Here is a 15,356-nt window from a genome sequence, read left to right as displayed (position 1 = left end):
TTGTTGATAAACAGAAAAACTTATTATTATGCAAAAAGCAAAACATTTTTATTTGTTACTATTGAGCCTTCTTCTAAGTGCTTCGATTGCGACCAGTGCTTATGCTCAGCATGCTGTAACCGGTGTGGTGAATGACATTACGGGTGAACCGATCATTGGAGCAAATATTGTTGAAGCAGGAACAACAAACGGTTCTATTACTGATATGGATGGAAGATTCACTTTGTCTGTGTCTAATCTTAACGTATCCCTTCATATCAGCTATATCGGATATCAAAGCCTGGTCTTTCCATTGAACGGGAAATCACAGGTTACGATTGAACTTAAAGAAGACCTACAGAATCTGGAAGAAGTGGTGGTGGTAGGTTATGGTGTGGTTAAAAAACGTGACCTAACCGGTTCCGTAGCTTCTGTAAAAGGAGACAAGCTACAAGAAACAGCTTCCTTTAGTACGACAGAAGCATTACAAGGGCGTGCTGCCGGTATTACTGTTATGCGTACGAACTCAACACCCGGAGGAAAAAGCTCTATCCGAATCAGGGGAAATCGTTCTCTTAAGGCAACCAATGATCCACTTTATGTTGTAGATGGTATTCCTATCGTTACAGGTTTGGATGAAATGAGTCCTTCTGATATTGAATCTATCGAGATATTGAAAGATGCTTCAGCAACGGCTATTTATGGATCTCGTGGGGCCAATGGTGTTATTCTGATTACGACAAAGAAAGGAAAATCAGGAAAAGCTCAAATTAGCTATAATGGATACTATGGCGTGCAAGAGGCTACACGAAAGATTGATATGATGAATGGAGCTGAATGGGTGGAGTTGGTTCGTGAAGCAAACCGTGCAACAAGTAAGACAACCCCTTATCCGCTTGTTCCTACGCTTGATTGGGATAAGAAGGTTGGGTATTTTACGGCAGATCAGAATGTCTTAAGTAAAATAGAAATGGGATATGATGAAAGTGGGAACTGGCATCCGGACAGAGTGCCTTATACCGATTGGATGGGTGAAACATTGCAAACGGCTCCTATTCAGAATCACGAAGTAAGCGTACGTGGAGGAACAGATAAGATCAAGTTGCTTGCATCTGCTACCTATTTTAATCAGGAAGGTGTTGTAAAAGGGCAGGATTATTCACGTTATTCTGTCAGAGTGAACTTTGATTGGGATTTGAATGATTATATAAAGATTGGAGGTAATACACAGTTCTCTCATTTCGATAAGAACGCGGGGAATAACTTATATCATGATACAAGAGGTATCTATCCGTTAGCAGATATATATAATGAAGATGGAAGCTATAGAATAGAGCGTCCGGGTAATGACCCGCAGCTATGGAACCAGTTTCTGAATCTTGATCATCGAAAAAGAGAACAATCAAAAGACCGCTTTATTGGTAGCTATTATGTTGAAGCTAAGTTGCCATTTGATATTACTTACCGTTCAAATTTTGGTTTAGATGTTGGTCCATATTATGACAATGAGTTCTATGGTGCCCTTAGTTCTGACCGCGCAGGTAGTCCGGCTAGAGCAATCAACCGGAAAGATACCCGTACTATGTATACATGGGAGAACTTGTTATTCTATAACAAACAGATCAACGCGGATAATCATATTGGTGTAACTTTCCTTCAGTCAATCCAGCAAGAAACGCAGGAAACAGCTGAGATAAAGGTACGTGAACTACCTTATGAAAATCAGGAATGGCATAATGTCGGATCTGCGCAAGAGATAGAATCAGTCGCAAGTAATTATATTCGTTGGCGTCTGGCTTCTTTCATGGGGCGTGTAAACTATAGTCTGAAAGATAAATATTTGTTGACTATTTCTGCTCGTTATGACGGTTCTTCCCGTTTGGCTCCAGATAATAAGTGGGTGTTATTCCCGTCTGCAGCTTTAGCTTGGCGTATGAAAGAAGAATCCTTCCTGAAAGATGTGGAGGTACTAAGCAACTTGAAATTAAGACTTGGTTATGGTATTACCGGTAATACAGCTATTGACCCATACAAAACACAAGGTAGCCTCGAATATGGGCGTTATTCATATGGCAGTCAGGGCGTACTTTCGTTTTTTCAAAATGAAATGCCTAATCCTTATCTTACTTGGGAGAAAACAACACAATGGAATGCCGGGTTTGACTTTGGGTTCTTTAATGGACGTATTGGAGGAGTTGTCGATTTCTATGTGCAGGAAACAAAAGACTTGTTGATGGAGCGTCAGTTGCCGATTGTTTCCGGATTTCCGAATGTAATGTCTAATATCGGAAAGATTAAAAACAAAGGATTGGAAATTACACTTAATACCATTAATGTTGATACAAAGAACTTTAAATGGAATACCGATATTGTTTTTGCTACTAATAAGGAAGAAATCAGTGAGTTGTACAATGGTAAGGAAGACGATGAAGGAAACAGCTGGTTCATAGGTAAGCCGGTAAGAGTATTCTACGACTATAAGGCAGATGGTATCTGGCAACTTGAAGATCAATCTGAACTAGATAAATGGGGTGGTGCATTTAAACCGGGTGACATTAAAATAGTAGACCGTAATGGTGACTATAAGATCACATCTGAAGATCGTTTTATTCTTGGACAGGTAGAGCCCAAATATACGCTAAGTATCAGTAACTACTTCAGTTATAAAAATTTTGACTTAAATTTTTTCCTGAATGGAGCATTTGGACAAATGCGTGTATTCGATAGAGGTTGGAGTCTGAATGGAAGATACAATAGTGCGAAAGTAGATTATTGGCGTATTATAGGTGAAGACGGAAATGGAAATCCAATCAGTAACAAGAGTAATGCAGCTCCAAGACCGAATAGAGACTTTGAGAACCCTAACTATATTACGTCATTGTATTATAATAAATCTTCTTTCCTACGTATCGGGCAGGTTACTTTAGGGTATACTCTTCCTTCTTCTTTAACCAAGAAATGGGGTGTAGGAAGCCTGAGGGTATACGGAACAGTACAGAATTTACATGTCTTTACAAGCTATCCGGGAATTGACCCTGAATTAGGAAATACCGAAGATAATAAAGGGTATAATGAACCTGTTCCAAGAACTTATCTGGTTGGTTTAAACCTTAGTTTCTAATTGTATTACAATATAAAAGAATACGAAAATGAAGAATATATTAAAATATGGCCTCCTTACGGTCCTTTTCGCATCTATTACTTCTTGTGACTCTTTTCTTGATGAAAAGGTAGTCAGTGGAGTGTCTTATGATTTCCTTGAAACAAAGACTGGTATAGAAACAGCTGTTAACGGTGCGTATACGACTATGCGCTGGTACGTTGGCGGTGAGCGTTATTACTGTCTGAACGAATACGGGGTTGATTACGTTTGGGAAGGTGCTGACGGAGGAAACAAGGATGCCTTCAATAAGTATAGTGTACAGATGAACTCTAGTTTTGGTATGTTATATGATTTTTGGGAAAACAATTATAAAGGAATCAATCGTATTAATACAGCGTTGATGTATCTACCCAAGGTAAAAGATATGACTGACGAAGAGAAAAAAGGTCGTGAAGGAGAACTAAGATTTATGCGTGCATACTTCTATTTTGACCTTGTTCAGCAGTTTGGTCGGATTCCTTTAGTGTTAGAAGGGAATGTGTCTGAGATTGTGACTGATTTTAAACGTGCGTCTATTGCAGATGTTTATAATGCTATAATATCAGACCTTGAATTTGCTTATGATGCATTACCAAATGTGGCGCAGCAGAGCCAACGCGGGCGAGCTACTCAAGGAGCGGCGGGACATCTTCTTGCAAAGGTATACCTAACTCGCGGAAGTGCAGTGAAAGATCAACGCGGACAACAGCAGACTGATATGCAGAATGCTCTTAAGTATGCGAAAACAGTGATCGAATCCGGGAAATATTCGCTTGAAGCGGATTATAAAACAACAATTGATCAGCAACTGCAAAAGAATTCTACAGAGACAATTTTCGGCATTGAGTTTACTCAGGAGATCCTCTTCAATGGTGATGGAAATAAAATGCATCTCTATTGGGTTCCTACTTATGAGAATATACCAGGATTACAGCGTGACCTGGAGCAAGGTCGTGCATGGAAACGTGTTCGCCCTACGCCTTACTTCCAGACCGAGTTATTTGATAAAAAAAATGACTCTCGTTTGCAGAAAATGTTCAAATGGGTATTTTGGGCAAACAAAGAATCTTCAATTCCTGTATGGAAGGACAAGTATTATTATGTTGATGAGAATGGTAAAACGACAACTGATCTGCTATACACAACTCCCACTGATTTGGTCGGTAAAAAGAAGTTTGCTGTTGGCGATACGGCTGCCTATTTCACTTCGAAATATTATGGTGCTAAAGATAACACGAACAAAGTGATTGATGTTGAAAAAGACAAACAAATGCAAGCAGATATCGCAAAGAGTACCTATACGTTGATTCCTGTAGATAACAACACAAACCATTTCTTCCCTTGTCTGCTTAAATGGCTTGATCCCGAACGGCCTGATATGAATTACGAACAAGGTTCGCGTAATTTCATTCGTATGCGTCTGGCGGAAACCTATCTGATTGCTGCTGAAGCCGCCGGAAGAATGGGGGATATGAATACAGCAGCGAGTTATATTAATACAGTTCGTAAACGCGCAGCATATAAACAAGGCGAAGCTAAACCGCAAGAATGGATTGCTATTGATGGTGGAGATCCTGCTAAAATATCCGACTCAACAGAAGATGCAATGATGGTGACAGCTGCAAAGATTGATTCAGACTTTGTGAACTTTATGCTTGATGAGCGTTGTCGAGAATTATTCGGTGAAATGAATAGATGGGAAGATCTTGTACGTACAGAGATGCTCGTAGAACGTGTGAAGAAGTATAATCCTGATGCAGCGAAAGGTATTAAGGATTATCACAAACTACGTCCTATACCTCAAAACCATATTGACCGCCTTTCTCCAAAACCAGAATTAAGTGAGGCTCAAAATGAAGGGTACTATTAATATAGAAGTATGAATACATAGCTGTGTGAATGCTAAAAAGCCGCAGAGAAATGATTCTCTACGGCTTTTTTACTTAAGTTATTTCCTGATTGTTGCTGATTTTACAACTGTTGGGATTTTGCTTTTCTAATTATCAATTATTTTCCGGACGAAGTTTACGTACTACGGCTCCGGCACGCCACATTTCGCTTTCACGAAGAGCTTTAAGTTCTTCTTCCAGCTTTTCGCGGTAGTCCGGCTTGCTGTTTGTGTCGATTGAGCGTTGTGCTTCGTTTCCGCTGGCTACTTCGTTGTATAGTTTCGCGAATACTGGTTTAGTGGCATCGTGGAAAGGCGTCATCCAGTCCAAAGCACCGCGTTGAGCAGTTGTTGAACAGTTGGCATACATCCAGTCCATTCCGTTTTCTGCAAATAACGGCATCAGTGATTGAGTTAGCTCTTCAACTGTTTCGTTGAATGCTTCTGAAGGAGAGTGACCGTTTTCACGCAATACTTCGAATTGAGCCAAAAGAAGTCCTTGGATTGCACCCATCAGCGTACCGCGTTCTCCGGTAAGGTCTGAGAATACTTCTTTCTTAAATGTTGTTTCGAACAAGTAGCCCGATCCAACCCCAATACCTAATGCAACAACACGTTCTTTCGCGCGTCCTGTCGCATCCTGGAAGATTGCGTAGCTTGAGTTCAAACCGCGTCCCTGAAGGAACATACGACGAAGGCTTGTTCCGGATCCCTTAGGAGCAACAAGGATAACATCAACATCTGCGGGAGGAATGATATTTGTACGTTCTTTATAGGTGATTCCGAATCCGTGAGAAAAATACAATGCTTTACCCGGAGTCAGGTATTGTTTGATGCGTGGCCAAACTTCAATTTGAGCAGCGTCTGAAAGAAGATATTGGATGATGGTTGCTTTATCGCAAGCTTCTTCGATTTCGAAAAGCGTTTCTCCCGGTACCCAACCGTCTGCTACGGCTTTGTCCCAAGTCTTTCCACCTTTACGTTGACCAACAATTACGTTAAAGCCGTTGTCGCGCAGGTTAAGACTCTGGCCCGGTCCTTGTACGCCATAACCAATTATCGCGATGGTTTCGTTTTTTAATACTTCTCTTGCTTTTTCCAAAGGAAATTCTTCGCGGGTAACTACGTTCTCTTCTACACCGCCAAAATTCATTATTGCCATTTTCTTTATTCTTTAATATAATGGGTTAATAAAACTATTTTTTCTCTTATTTCCAGGTTACTGATGCTCTACAGATCGCTTTCCCGTCGTGCGTGATTGCCATGTTGTAGTGTTCAGCTTCTGTTTGTTTTGAATGGATATTCAACTCCATTCCGTAATGTCCTTCCGCTTGGTATGCGATCTCGAATCGGCTAATTTCTTTCTCTTCAAACATCTTCATGTTAAAATTATCCAGCAAGTGTTCGATATACTTGATGCTGTTCAAATGTTTATTGATGTCGAGATCGCTGTATTTCACGGTAAAAGAAGTGTCGGGCGTATTGCTTTCTACTGCATGTATCTTACCGGGTTTTTCTATCGGACAGGTTCGTTCGCTGATGTATGAACTCAATCCTTCAACATCAAGAATGGTTGGCCTGCGTGTTTCGAGATCAATAGCTGCCCAGATAGAACGGGCGAACCCAAACGGTTTGCCGTCTTTGTTCTGCAGTTCAAAGCAACGCTCCGTAAACAACCGTCCTACATCACCCACCCAAGTAAGCAATGTTATTTCTTCTGACATTTTGGGATATTCATACATCTCAACAGCCATGCGGGAAAGTACCCAGGCGGTATGCTTTTTAGTCATATCGGTATAGCCGAAGCCCCGTTCGCCGGCGTGTGAAGATGCCGCATGTAGTAAATAATTGCCGATCATAGGAAGAGGAACCCTTCCTTTGAAGTCTAAAAGATACGATTCGGTAATAAAATGAAATACGCCTTCTTTTACCATGATTTATATATTTCAGGAATGCTTCTTTTCGAGCTTGCTTTCCATTTGGGCAAGCATATCGCTCAAGCGTTCTACTTTACTTTTTGTAATTGCCACGCGTCCTGAACGGATAAATTGCAATACACCGATCGTACTACTCAATTCTTTGAAGAGCCCTTGCGTTTCTTCATAATGACCGCTCTTTTCAAGCACAACACAGGTTTCGTTCATCTCGAGAATACGCGCGTTGTACTTGCGGATCAACTCTTCGACTGTTCCCATCTTCAGGAATGACTCAGTGCTTAGTTTGTAAAGTGCGATTTCCTGAAAAACAAGGTCTTCATCCGTATTGTAATACGCTTTCAGAATATCTACTCGTTTGTCTATTTGCTTAACCACTTTATCCATGATCTCTTCCGTGGAGAAAGTTGTGATCGTAAACTTATGGATGCCCTCAATTGCAGAAGGCGAAACCGATAGTGTTTCAATATTTAACTGACGACGAGTAAAGATAATCGCTATCTGATTTAATAAACCTACCGTGTTTTCGGAAAAGATGATCACTGTATATAATTTTCTTGTAAACATATTCTTTCCTCCTTAGTTATCGCCCATTATTATATTCGTAACAGTTGATCCGGCTGGTATCATAGGATACACCATACCGCATTTTTCAATGGTTGCCACTAACAGATATGCACCGTCATGGTTTAGCATTTCCTGAATAGCACCATCCAGTTCTTCGCGTTTTTCTACCACACGTCCCTCTATATTATAGGCTTTCGCAATGGCCACAAAGTCCGGATTCAGCATATTTGTTTCCGAATAACGTTCGTCGAAAAACAATTCCTGCCATTGGCGTACCATCCCGAGGAAGTTGTTGTTTAGAACAATGATCTTCACATTTGTATTTTCCTGCATGATGGTGCCCAGTTCCTGAATTGTCATCTGAAATCCACCGTCACCAAGGAAACAACACACAGTACGATCGGTAGCACCAATTTTTGCTCCGATAGCCGCAGGAAGTCCGAAGCCCATCGTGCCTAATCCTCCGGAAGTTACTACGCTACGTGTACGTTTATATTTAAAATAGCGAACACCCATCATTTGGTTCTGACCTACATCAGTAACCAGAATACCATCGTGTCCGGTCGCTTCTGATACTTTATTGATCACTTCGCCCATCTTCAAGGGACCTGTTTCAGGAAATAATTCTTTTTGAATAACTTTCTGATCTTCTTCCTGTTCGTCCGGTTGAAAGGTTGCAATCCATTCTGTATGTTTAGCCGGATTTAGGAGTTTGGTTACCGCGGCTAAAGTATCTTTCGCATCTCCCAGTACAGGAACGGTAGGCAATACATTCTTACCGATCTCTGCCTGATCAATATCAAAGTGAATGATTTTCGCTTGTTTAGCGTATGTTTTCAAATCTCCGGTAACACGGTCGTCGAAACGCATGCCTATACCAATCAGCAAATCACATTCGTTTGTTTTACGGTTAGGACCTACATTACCGTGCATACCCAGCATACCTTTATTTAATGGATGATCGGTCGGCACTGCAGAAAGTCCGAGTATGGTTGAACCAAAAGGAATATCCGCTTTTTCAAGGAAGTTGATTAATTCTTTTTCGGCATTTCCTAAAATTACACCTTGACCAACTAAAGCCAACGGTTTTTTTGCCTGATTAATTAACTCTGCTGCTGCGGATATATGGTCTGTATTTACATCCGGACGTGGTTGATAGCTTCGAATATAATCTATTTTTTTATACTCATATTCTACCTTATTTATCTGAGCATCTTTGGCAATATCAATAACCACAGGTCCCGGACGACCGGAAGAAGCTATATAAAAAGCACGCGAGATAGCCCAGGCTACATCTTCGGCACGTCGTACCTGATACGCCCATTTTGTAATGGGTAATGTAATTCCGATAACATCTATTTCCTGAAAGGCATCAGAACCTAACAAAGGCGATGCCACTTGTCCGGAAATCACAACAAGCGGAGTGCTATCCATCAATGCATCCGCAATTCCGGTTATAGCATTTGTAGCCGCAGGACCCGAAGTTACCAATGCAACGCCTGGTTTTCCGGATACACGTGCGTATCCCTGAGCAGCATGTGTAGCACCTTGTTCGTGTCTTACAAGCACGTGACGAATCTTATCTCTATAGCTGTATAAACAATCGTAAACGGGCATAATCGCCCCACCGGGGTAACCAAATATTGTATCTACACCTTCAGCAACCAAAGTCTTCAGTAAAGCTTCCGAACCGGTTATCATCTGTTTCTCCATATCACAAAACTTTAATTTTAATCAAAAATACGTACCGCCCCTTTATCTGCGGATGATACCATCTTAGCATACGCTTGTAAGGCCTTGGACACTTTACGTTCACGCACCGGAGGGGTAAAAGCTTTATTCCCTTTTGCCTCCTCTTCAGTACGACGTGTGGCTAATTCTGTATCACTTAGTTTTACATTAATACTACGTTCAGGAATGTTTATTTCAATAATATCTCCTGTTCTGACCAAGCCAATAGCTCCTCCGGCAGCTGCCTCCGGTGAAATGTGCCCGATTGAAAGACCGGAAGTTCCTCCGGAGAAACGTCCGTCTGTAATCAGCGCGCACTCTTTACCCAAATGGCGGGATTTGATATACGATGTGGGGTAGAGCATTTCCTGCATACCCGGTCCGCCCTTCGGACCTTCATAGGTAATAACTACCACATCACCGGCTTTAACGTCACCACGTAATATTCCATAGCAAGCCGCGTCTTGTGAATCGAACACCACCGCGCGACCGGTAAATTTTAATATCTTTTCATCTACACCGGCGGTTTTAACAACACAACCATCCAATGCGATGTTTCCTTTCAAAATAGCTAATCCGCCATCTTTTGTGTAAGCATGATCAACACTGCGGATACAACCGTTTGCACGATCATCATCCAATGTGTCATAATAAGCATTCTGAGATCCCATTACAATATTGAATTTATTGCCGGGTGCGGATTTATATAAGTTTAGTGCCTCTTCGCATACCTGCTCACTTGTGATGCCGTATTTGGCAATCACTTCAGCCAGCGTATAACCATCGGCTCTCTTTACCGAAGTGTCGACTAAACCGCCTTTGGCTAATTCTCCCATGATGGAGAGAATACCTCCGGCGCGGTTTACATCTTGAATGTAATATTTATCAGTATTCGGAGCCACTTTACATAAACAAGGCGTATTACGTGAAAGTTTATCCATATCATCCATCGTGAAGTCAACTTCTGCTTCGTGGGCTATCGCTAAAAGGTGAAGAACCGTATTGGTTGAGCCGCCCATAGCAATATCCAGCGCCATTGCGTTCATAAACGCGGTCTTTGTGGCGATTGATCGAGGCAACACACTGTCGTCTCCTTCACTATAGTATTTATAAGCATTCTTAACAATTATAGCGGCAGCATCTTTGAATAAGCGAAAACGGTTTTCGTGAGTTGCAAGTACAGTTCCGTTTCCCGGAAGCGCGAGCCCTATTGCTTCATTCAGACAGTTCATGGAATTTGCCGTAAACATGCCGGAGCAAGAGCCGCATGTAGGACATGCCGAGCGTTCAATTTTATTCACCTCTTCATCAGACACATTGTCATCAGCCGCTTTTACCATGGCGTCAATCAAGTCAAGGTGCTTTCCGTTTTCTGCGTTTCCGGCTTCCATCGGACCTCCGGATACAAAAATCGCCGGAATATTTAATCTCATGGCTGCCATGAGCATTCCCGGCGTTATCTTATCGCAATTGCTTATACATATCATCGCATCCGCCTTATGAGCGTTTACCATATATTCTACACTGTCCGCTATGATATCTCTCGAAGGCAGTGAATACAACATGCCATCATGTCCCATTGCAATTCCATCGTCAATCGCAATTGTATTGAATTCAGCCGCGAAGCAACCCAACTTTTCGATTTCCTCCTTAACCATTTGTCCGATATTATGCAGATGTACATGTCCCGGAACAAATTGAGTAAACGAATTTACAATCGCGATAATTGGTTTTCCCAAGTGCTCTTCCTTCATGCCGTTGGCACGCCAGAGTGCACGTGCTCCCGCCATGCGGCGACCTTGTGTGCTGAACGAACTCCTCAACGAATCTTTCATTATATCAATTTCTACCTATTAGTTTATGTTTAAGCTCTCACTAAGTAACAATAAAAAAGCCCTTCTCTAATTTGAGAAAGGCTTTAAGTATATCTTAATTACGCATACAACATCTTACACACCTTTCTCGCTTACCTACTAATGACTAGAAGGACCACCACGAGAATAATGTTATGTAAAATACTGTTTGTCATTAATTTCAATTTTTAATCACTTGTTTGATGATGCAAATGTAGAATAATAATTTATTTCGCCAAAATAATTTAAAAGAAAAACACTATTGCCTCTTTCATTTATCAATATTTAATCGTTAATAGCTTACATTTTCGAATGCTTGATTGCCGGTTTTTATTGGGTCAACCGGAAAATCCGGTTGGCGACAATTAATTTACACCCTTTTTTAAGTTAAAAACGCCACTTTTCTTCCCGTTTTTGGCAACTCTGTATATTATTGATAATCAGGGCATTGTGTGTGTCGAAAAACATAAAGGTTATTTTTGGAAAAATAAAGGATATTTTTTGAAAAATAAAGGATATCTTTTCAAACATATAGTATTGCTAAAAACAACCTTCATTTCAGCGTTAAAATTTGAATTGTTAATTTGTTAGACGCTACATATTCGTCAACCGGATTTTCTTCTTGACCCTTTTTATTCAAAAAGAAGTAAATGCTCAGGATTATACCCTGTGCGGATGCGCCATTCGGAGGGATAAAGGTTGTTTGAACGATTTCCTAAATGCTTTACAAAACCTAATGGCAGGTTTTTATACGTGATTAGGTGATAGCCTTTTTTAGCTTCCGAATCAATTGTTATTGCTTCTTTCCGAAGGTAACGGATCGCCTCTTCCCAGGAAATCTCACTTCGGTGGAATGAATTTTGGTCTAAATCATCGCTTAACGCCAATGCCGGATGAGGTATTAAGTCTTTCCCCTTACTTTCTCCTACTTTTACACCGGCTGAAATAATTTTTAATTTCTCAGTCAGGTATAAAAAATCTTCTTTAAAGATTATGGGATAGGCTTGAACGATTCCGTTATGTATATTGAAATGAAAACCGGATGAGTTTTTCAGCCAGTTTTGAATGGCTGAAGGGATTGATTCTTTTTTCCTATCCTTTGAACTTTTGGTTTTGAAGATAACAGGGCCGGAATCGTCTTCGGTTTTGCGAAGCACGGCAAGAAAAAATCCTTCTCCTCTCGTTTTATGTGGCAGAAAACGGGATACAGGGATATTTCCTTTTAAAGCACCACATACTTTCCATTCGTCGGGTAGGGGAAGTGGTTGTATTTCCGCACCTAAGTTTTCGGCTATGTATTGTATGTTTTCTTCATTTTCTGCTGTATTATAGGTACAGGTACTGTATATTAATAGACCTCCGGGTTTCAACGCATTCCAAATATCGTGTATAATACGCTTTTGACGAGAAGCACATAGTTCTACGTTTGCCATGCTCCATTCCTGGCGACTGTATTCATCTTTTCGAAACATACCTTCTCCGGAGCAGGGTACATCGGCAACTATCAGATCGAAATAATGAGTAAGCTGACCAATCTTTTGCGGATCATCATTGCTGACGATTACATTTGATCGTCCCCATTTGGTTATATTTTCGGCCAACACAAGAGAGCGGTTGCGGATTACTTCATTACTGACTAACAAACTGCCTTCGGGGAGCAAGTCTAACAAGTGAGTCGACTTACCGCCGGGAGCAGCACAAAGATCAAGGCACTTTACCGGTTGTGAAATATAGGTTTTTATCGCTTGCTCCAAGAACATGGAAGAAGCCTCCTGTACGTAGTACCCTCCGGCATGAAACAACGGATCGAAGGTGAATGTCAGTCGGTTGGGAAGATAATAGCCCGCATTGCACCACGGAATTGTTTCGCCGGATGAAGGAGGAGCAAGTCCTTTACGGTTGTTTAATCGAATGCTAACAGGCGTTTCCGCATCAAGCGATTTTTCAAATTGCTCGTATGCGTCGCCCAAAAGAGTGCGTGTGCGGAGTACAAAATCAGCAGGAAGTTCCATATTTTTCAACTTGTTTGCCGTAAAAATACTATTTTTGCCTAAAACAGACAGTATGCAAGCATCTCTTTTCCTTATTCCTGTAACTTTAGGAGAAACAGAACACAGCCGGGTATTGCCGGAATACAACCGTGAAGTAATAGTAGGAATCAAACACTTTGTGGTTGAAAATATTCGTACGGCTCGTCGTTTCTTGAAGAAAACAGAACCTTCTATCGTTATTGATGACCTTACGTTTTACGAGTTGAACAAGCATACATCACCGGATGATGTAGCCGGTTATCTGGCGCCACTCTCAAAGGGAGAATCCATAGGCGTTATTTCAGAAGCCGGTTGTCCTGCTGTTGCCGATCCGGGAGCTGATGTGGTTGCCATTGCACAACAAAAAGGTTATCCGGTAGTTCCGCTTGTAGGTCCTTCCTCCCTGTTGATGGCAATTATGGCTTCGGGCTTTAACGGACAAAGTTTTGCTTTTCATGGCTACCTGCCTATAGAAGGAAATGAACGTACAGCCCTGCTTAAAAAATTAGAAGGGCGTATTTACTCGGAAAACCAGACGCAACTTTTTATAGAAACACCTTACCGGAATAATAAACTGGCGGAAGAACTCCTGCGTACCTGTCGTCCTTTAACTAAACTCTGTATTGCTTCCGACATAACGTGTGAGGGCGAATACATCAAAACGAAAAGCATAAAGGCCTGGAAAGGTAAACTACCCGATCTGAATAAAAAACCAACGATTTTTTTAATCTATAAATAGTAACAGCTTATGATTAGTTATCAGGCGCACGAAACCGCGGTAATAGATGATGGGTGCATTATCGGATCAGGCACGCGGATCTGGCATTTTTCGCATATTATGGAAGGTGCCGTTGTGGGTAGAAATTGTAATATCGGACAAAATGTTGTCATCTCGCCCGGCGTAATTCTCGGACAAAATGTGAAGGTGCAGAATAACGTATCTATTTATACAGGAGTTACCTGCGAAGACGATGTGTTTCTCGGGCCAAGCTGTGTTTTTACAAATATTTTAAACCCCCGGAGTGCAGTTCCGCGTAAGGAAAAATACGAGAAAACCATTGTTAAGAAAGGGGCATCTATCGGAGCCAATGCCACAATAATTTGCGGACTTACCATCGGTGAGTATGCGCTTATTGGGGCAGGAGCAGTGGTAACAAAAAACGTTCCTCCTTATGCTTTGGTGATAGGCAACCCCGGCAAACAAGATGGTTGGGTAAGCAAGTACGGTCATCGTTTGCATTTTGATGCCCGTGGAATAGCCCTTTGCCCCGAAACCAATGAGTGTTACATATTAAAAGGAAACGCTATAGAGATGCACGATCGTACGTCTTTATAGCGTTTTATTAATAATAAAGATGATTGGTTGGCTTAATCAATTGATTTAACAGGCCTTCAGACTCATATCCAAACTCTTTACGGAGTGAGTTAAAGCACCTACGGAAATAAAATCAACGCCACATTCGGCATACGCTCTTAGCGTATCGAAGGTGATACCTCCGGATGATTCGGTTTCAAAACGTCCGCCGATTCTGCGCACAGCTTCTTTGGTGTCTTCAATGTTGAAGTTGTCCAGCATGATGCGGTCAATTCCTCCTACCTGCATAGCCTGTTCCAGTTCATTGAAGTTACGCACTTCAATTTCGATCTTCAGCTTCTTTCCTTTTTCTTTGAGGTAGCTTTGTGCCCGGGTTATCGCGTTCTCTATACCTCCGGCAAAGTCCACATGATTGTCTTTCAGCAGGATCATGTCAAACAAACCGATACGATGATTCACTCCACCACCTATCTTAACCGCTTCTTTTTCCAACATGCGCATACCCGGCGTTGTTTTACGGGTATCTAAAACGCGAGTATTTGTGCCTTCCAACGCTTTCACGTAGCGTCTTGTGGTCGTTGCGATACCACTCATGCGTTGCATTACGTTTAACATCAATCGTTCTGTTTGCAACAGAGATTGTACTTTGCCTTCTACGGTAAGAGCAATATCACCCTTCTTTACTTCTGCTCCATCATGAATAAATACAGTTACCTTTAGTCCGGGATCAAAGTAATGGAAAATACGCTTCGCCATATCCACTCCGGCTAATACACCATCTTCTTTAATAATTAACTGGCTTTTACCCATGGCAGTTGCCGGGATGCTGCACAAAGTTGTATGATCGCCATCGCCAATGTCTTCGGCAAAAGCAAGCTTAATCAAATCTTCAATTAAATGATCCATTTATCTCTTTC

Annotated in this window: 11 protein-coding genes; 4 read left to right on the top strand and 7 right to left on the bottom strand. The window is 41.4% G+C overall.

Annotation, left to right across the window (positions count from 1 at the left end; translation table 11 throughout):
* Positions 1 to 28 precede the first annotated feature (28 nt).
* Complete coding sequence (locus B9Y81_RS05195; protein ID WP_085535927.1) at positions 29 to 3,100, top strand: SusC/RagA family TonB-linked outer membrane protein; 3,072 nt, start codon at positions 29 to 31, stop codon at positions 3,098 to 3,100.
* Positions 3,101 to 3,128: 28 nt separating this feature from the next.
* The gene (locus tag B9Y81_RS05190) at positions 3,129 to 4,991 is read left to right on the top strand and encodes a RagB/SusD family nutrient uptake outer membrane protein (RefSeq protein WP_085535926.1); all 1,863 of its coding nucleotides are present in this window, start codon (positions 3,129 to 3,131) and stop codon (positions 4,989 to 4,991) included.
* Between the two features lie 133 nt (positions 4,992 to 5,124).
* Here the strand turns inward: B9Y81_RS05190 and ilvC are convergent, their stop codons facing one another.
* The 6 genes from ilvC to B9Y81_RS05160 all read right to left on the bottom strand — a co-directional run bounded on the left by ilvC (position 5,125) and on the right by B9Y81_RS05160 (position 13,106).
* Positions 5,125 to 6,171 carry a ketol-acid reductoisomerase gene (ilvC, locus tag B9Y81_RS05185; protein WP_085535925.1) on the bottom strand — a complete coding sequence of 349 codons (1,047 nt, stop codon included), beginning with the start codon at positions 6,169 to 6,171 and terminating at the stop codon, positions 5,125 to 5,127.
* 46 nt (positions 6,172 to 6,217) lie between these two features.
* Positions 6,218 to 6,943 carry an acyl-[acyl-carrier-protein] thioesterase gene (locus B9Y81_RS05180; protein WP_085535924.1) on the bottom strand — a complete coding sequence of 242 codons (726 nt, stop codon included), beginning with the start codon at positions 6,941 to 6,943 and terminating at the stop codon, positions 6,218 to 6,220.
* A gap of 12 nt (positions 6,944 to 6,955) precedes the next feature.
* Positions 6,956 to 7,510: an acetolactate synthase small subunit gene (gene ilvN / locus B9Y81_RS05175; RefSeq protein WP_085535923.1), complete on the bottom strand. Its 555-nt coding sequence runs from the start codon at positions 7,508 to 7,510 to the stop codon at positions 6,956 to 6,958.
* A gap of 12 nt (positions 7,511 to 7,522) precedes the next feature.
* The gene (ilvB, locus tag B9Y81_RS05170; protein WP_085535922.1) at positions 7,523 to 9,223 is read right to left on the bottom strand and encodes a biosynthetic-type acetolactate synthase large subunit; all 1,701 of its coding nucleotides are present in this window, start codon (positions 9,221 to 9,223) and stop codon (positions 7,523 to 7,525) included.
* Positions 9,224 to 9,240: 17 nt separating this feature from the next.
* Positions 9,241 to 11,076: a dihydroxy-acid dehydratase gene (ilvD, locus tag B9Y81_RS05165; RefSeq protein ID WP_085535921.1), complete on the bottom strand. Its 1,836-nt coding sequence runs from the start codon at positions 11,074 to 11,076 to the stop codon at positions 9,241 to 9,243.
* Between the two features lie 650 nt (positions 11,077 to 11,726).
* Positions 11,727 to 13,106, bottom strand: coding sequence for a methyltransferase RsmF C-terminal domain-like protein (locus B9Y81_RS05160; protein WP_085535920.1), 1,380 nt, complete (start codon positions 13,104 to 13,106; stop codon positions 11,727 to 11,729).
* A 52-nt stretch (positions 13,107 to 13,158) separates the two neighbouring features.
* Here B9Y81_RS05160 and B9Y81_RS05155 point away from each other — a divergent pair, with 52 nt between their 5' ends.
* Positions 13,159 to 13,863: an SAM-dependent methyltransferase gene (locus tag B9Y81_RS05155; RefSeq protein WP_085535919.1), complete on the top strand. Its 705-nt coding sequence runs from the start codon at positions 13,159 to 13,161 to the stop codon at positions 13,861 to 13,863.
* 9 nt (positions 13,864 to 13,872) lie between these two features.
* Positions 13,873 to 14,460, top strand: a complete 588-nt coding sequence (locus tag B9Y81_RS05150; RefSeq protein ID WP_085535918.1) for an acyltransferase — start codon at positions 13,873 to 13,875, stop codon at positions 14,458 to 14,460.
* A gap of 45 nt (positions 14,461 to 14,505) precedes the next feature.
* Here the strand turns inward: B9Y81_RS05150 and nadC are convergent, their stop codons facing one another.
* Entirely contained in the window at positions 14,506 to 15,345 is an 840-nt protein-coding gene (gene nadC, locus B9Y81_RS05145; RefSeq protein ID WP_085535917.1) for a carboxylating nicotinate-nucleotide diphosphorylase, read from the bottom strand.
* Positions 15,346 to 15,356 lie beyond the last annotated feature (11 nt).

Source organism: Massilibacteroides vaginae (genome assembly GCF_900178525.1).
GTDB classification, from domain to species: domain Bacteria; phylum Bacteroidota; class Bacteroidia; order Bacteroidales; family Tannerellaceae; genus Massilibacteroides; species Massilibacteroides vaginae.
The sequence above is the reverse complement of the archived record's forward strand: the minus strand, read 5'-3'. Positions and strand labels throughout refer to the sequence as shown.

Bases quoted from the DNA above. Each gene is read 5' to 3' on its own strand.
- B9Y81_RS05195 (WP_085535927.1), top strand. From the start codon at position 29: ATGCAAAAAGCAAAACATTTTTATTTGTTACTATTGAGCCTTCTTCTA.
- B9Y81_RS05190 (WP_085535926.1), top strand. From the start codon at position 3,129: ATGAAGAATATATTAAAATATGGCCTCCTTACGGTCCTTTTCGCATCT.
- ilvC (WP_085535925.1), bottom strand. From the start codon at position 6,171: ATGGCAATAATGAATTTTGGCGGTGTAGAAGAGAACGTAGTTACCCGC.
- B9Y81_RS05180 (WP_085535924.1), bottom strand. From the start codon at position 6,943: ATGGTAAAAGAAGGCGTATTTCATTTTATTACCGAATCGTATCTTTTA.
- ilvN (WP_085535923.1), bottom strand. From the start codon at position 7,510: ATGTTTACAAGAAAATTATATACAGTGATCATCTTTTCCGAAAACACG.
- ilvB (WP_085535922.1), bottom strand. From the start codon at position 9,223: ATGGAGAAACAGATGATAACCGGTTCGGAAGCTTTACTGAAGACTTTG.
- ilvD (WP_085535921.1), bottom strand. From the start codon at position 11,076: ATGAAAGATTCGTTGAGGAGTTCGTTCAGCACACAAGGTCGCCGCATG.
- B9Y81_RS05160 (WP_085535920.1), bottom strand. From the start codon at position 13,106: ATGGAACTTCCTGCTGATTTTGTACTCCGCACACGCACTCTTTTGGGC.
- B9Y81_RS05155 (WP_085535919.1), top strand. From the start codon at position 13,159: ATGCAAGCATCTCTTTTCCTTATTCCTGTAACTTTAGGAGAAACAGAA.
- B9Y81_RS05150 (WP_085535918.1), top strand. From the start codon at position 13,873: ATGATTAGTTATCAGGCGCACGAAACCGCGGTAATAGATGATGGGTGC.
- nadC (WP_085535917.1), bottom strand. From the start codon at position 15,345: ATGGATCATTTAATTGAAGATTTGATTAAGCTTGCTTTTGCCGAAGAC.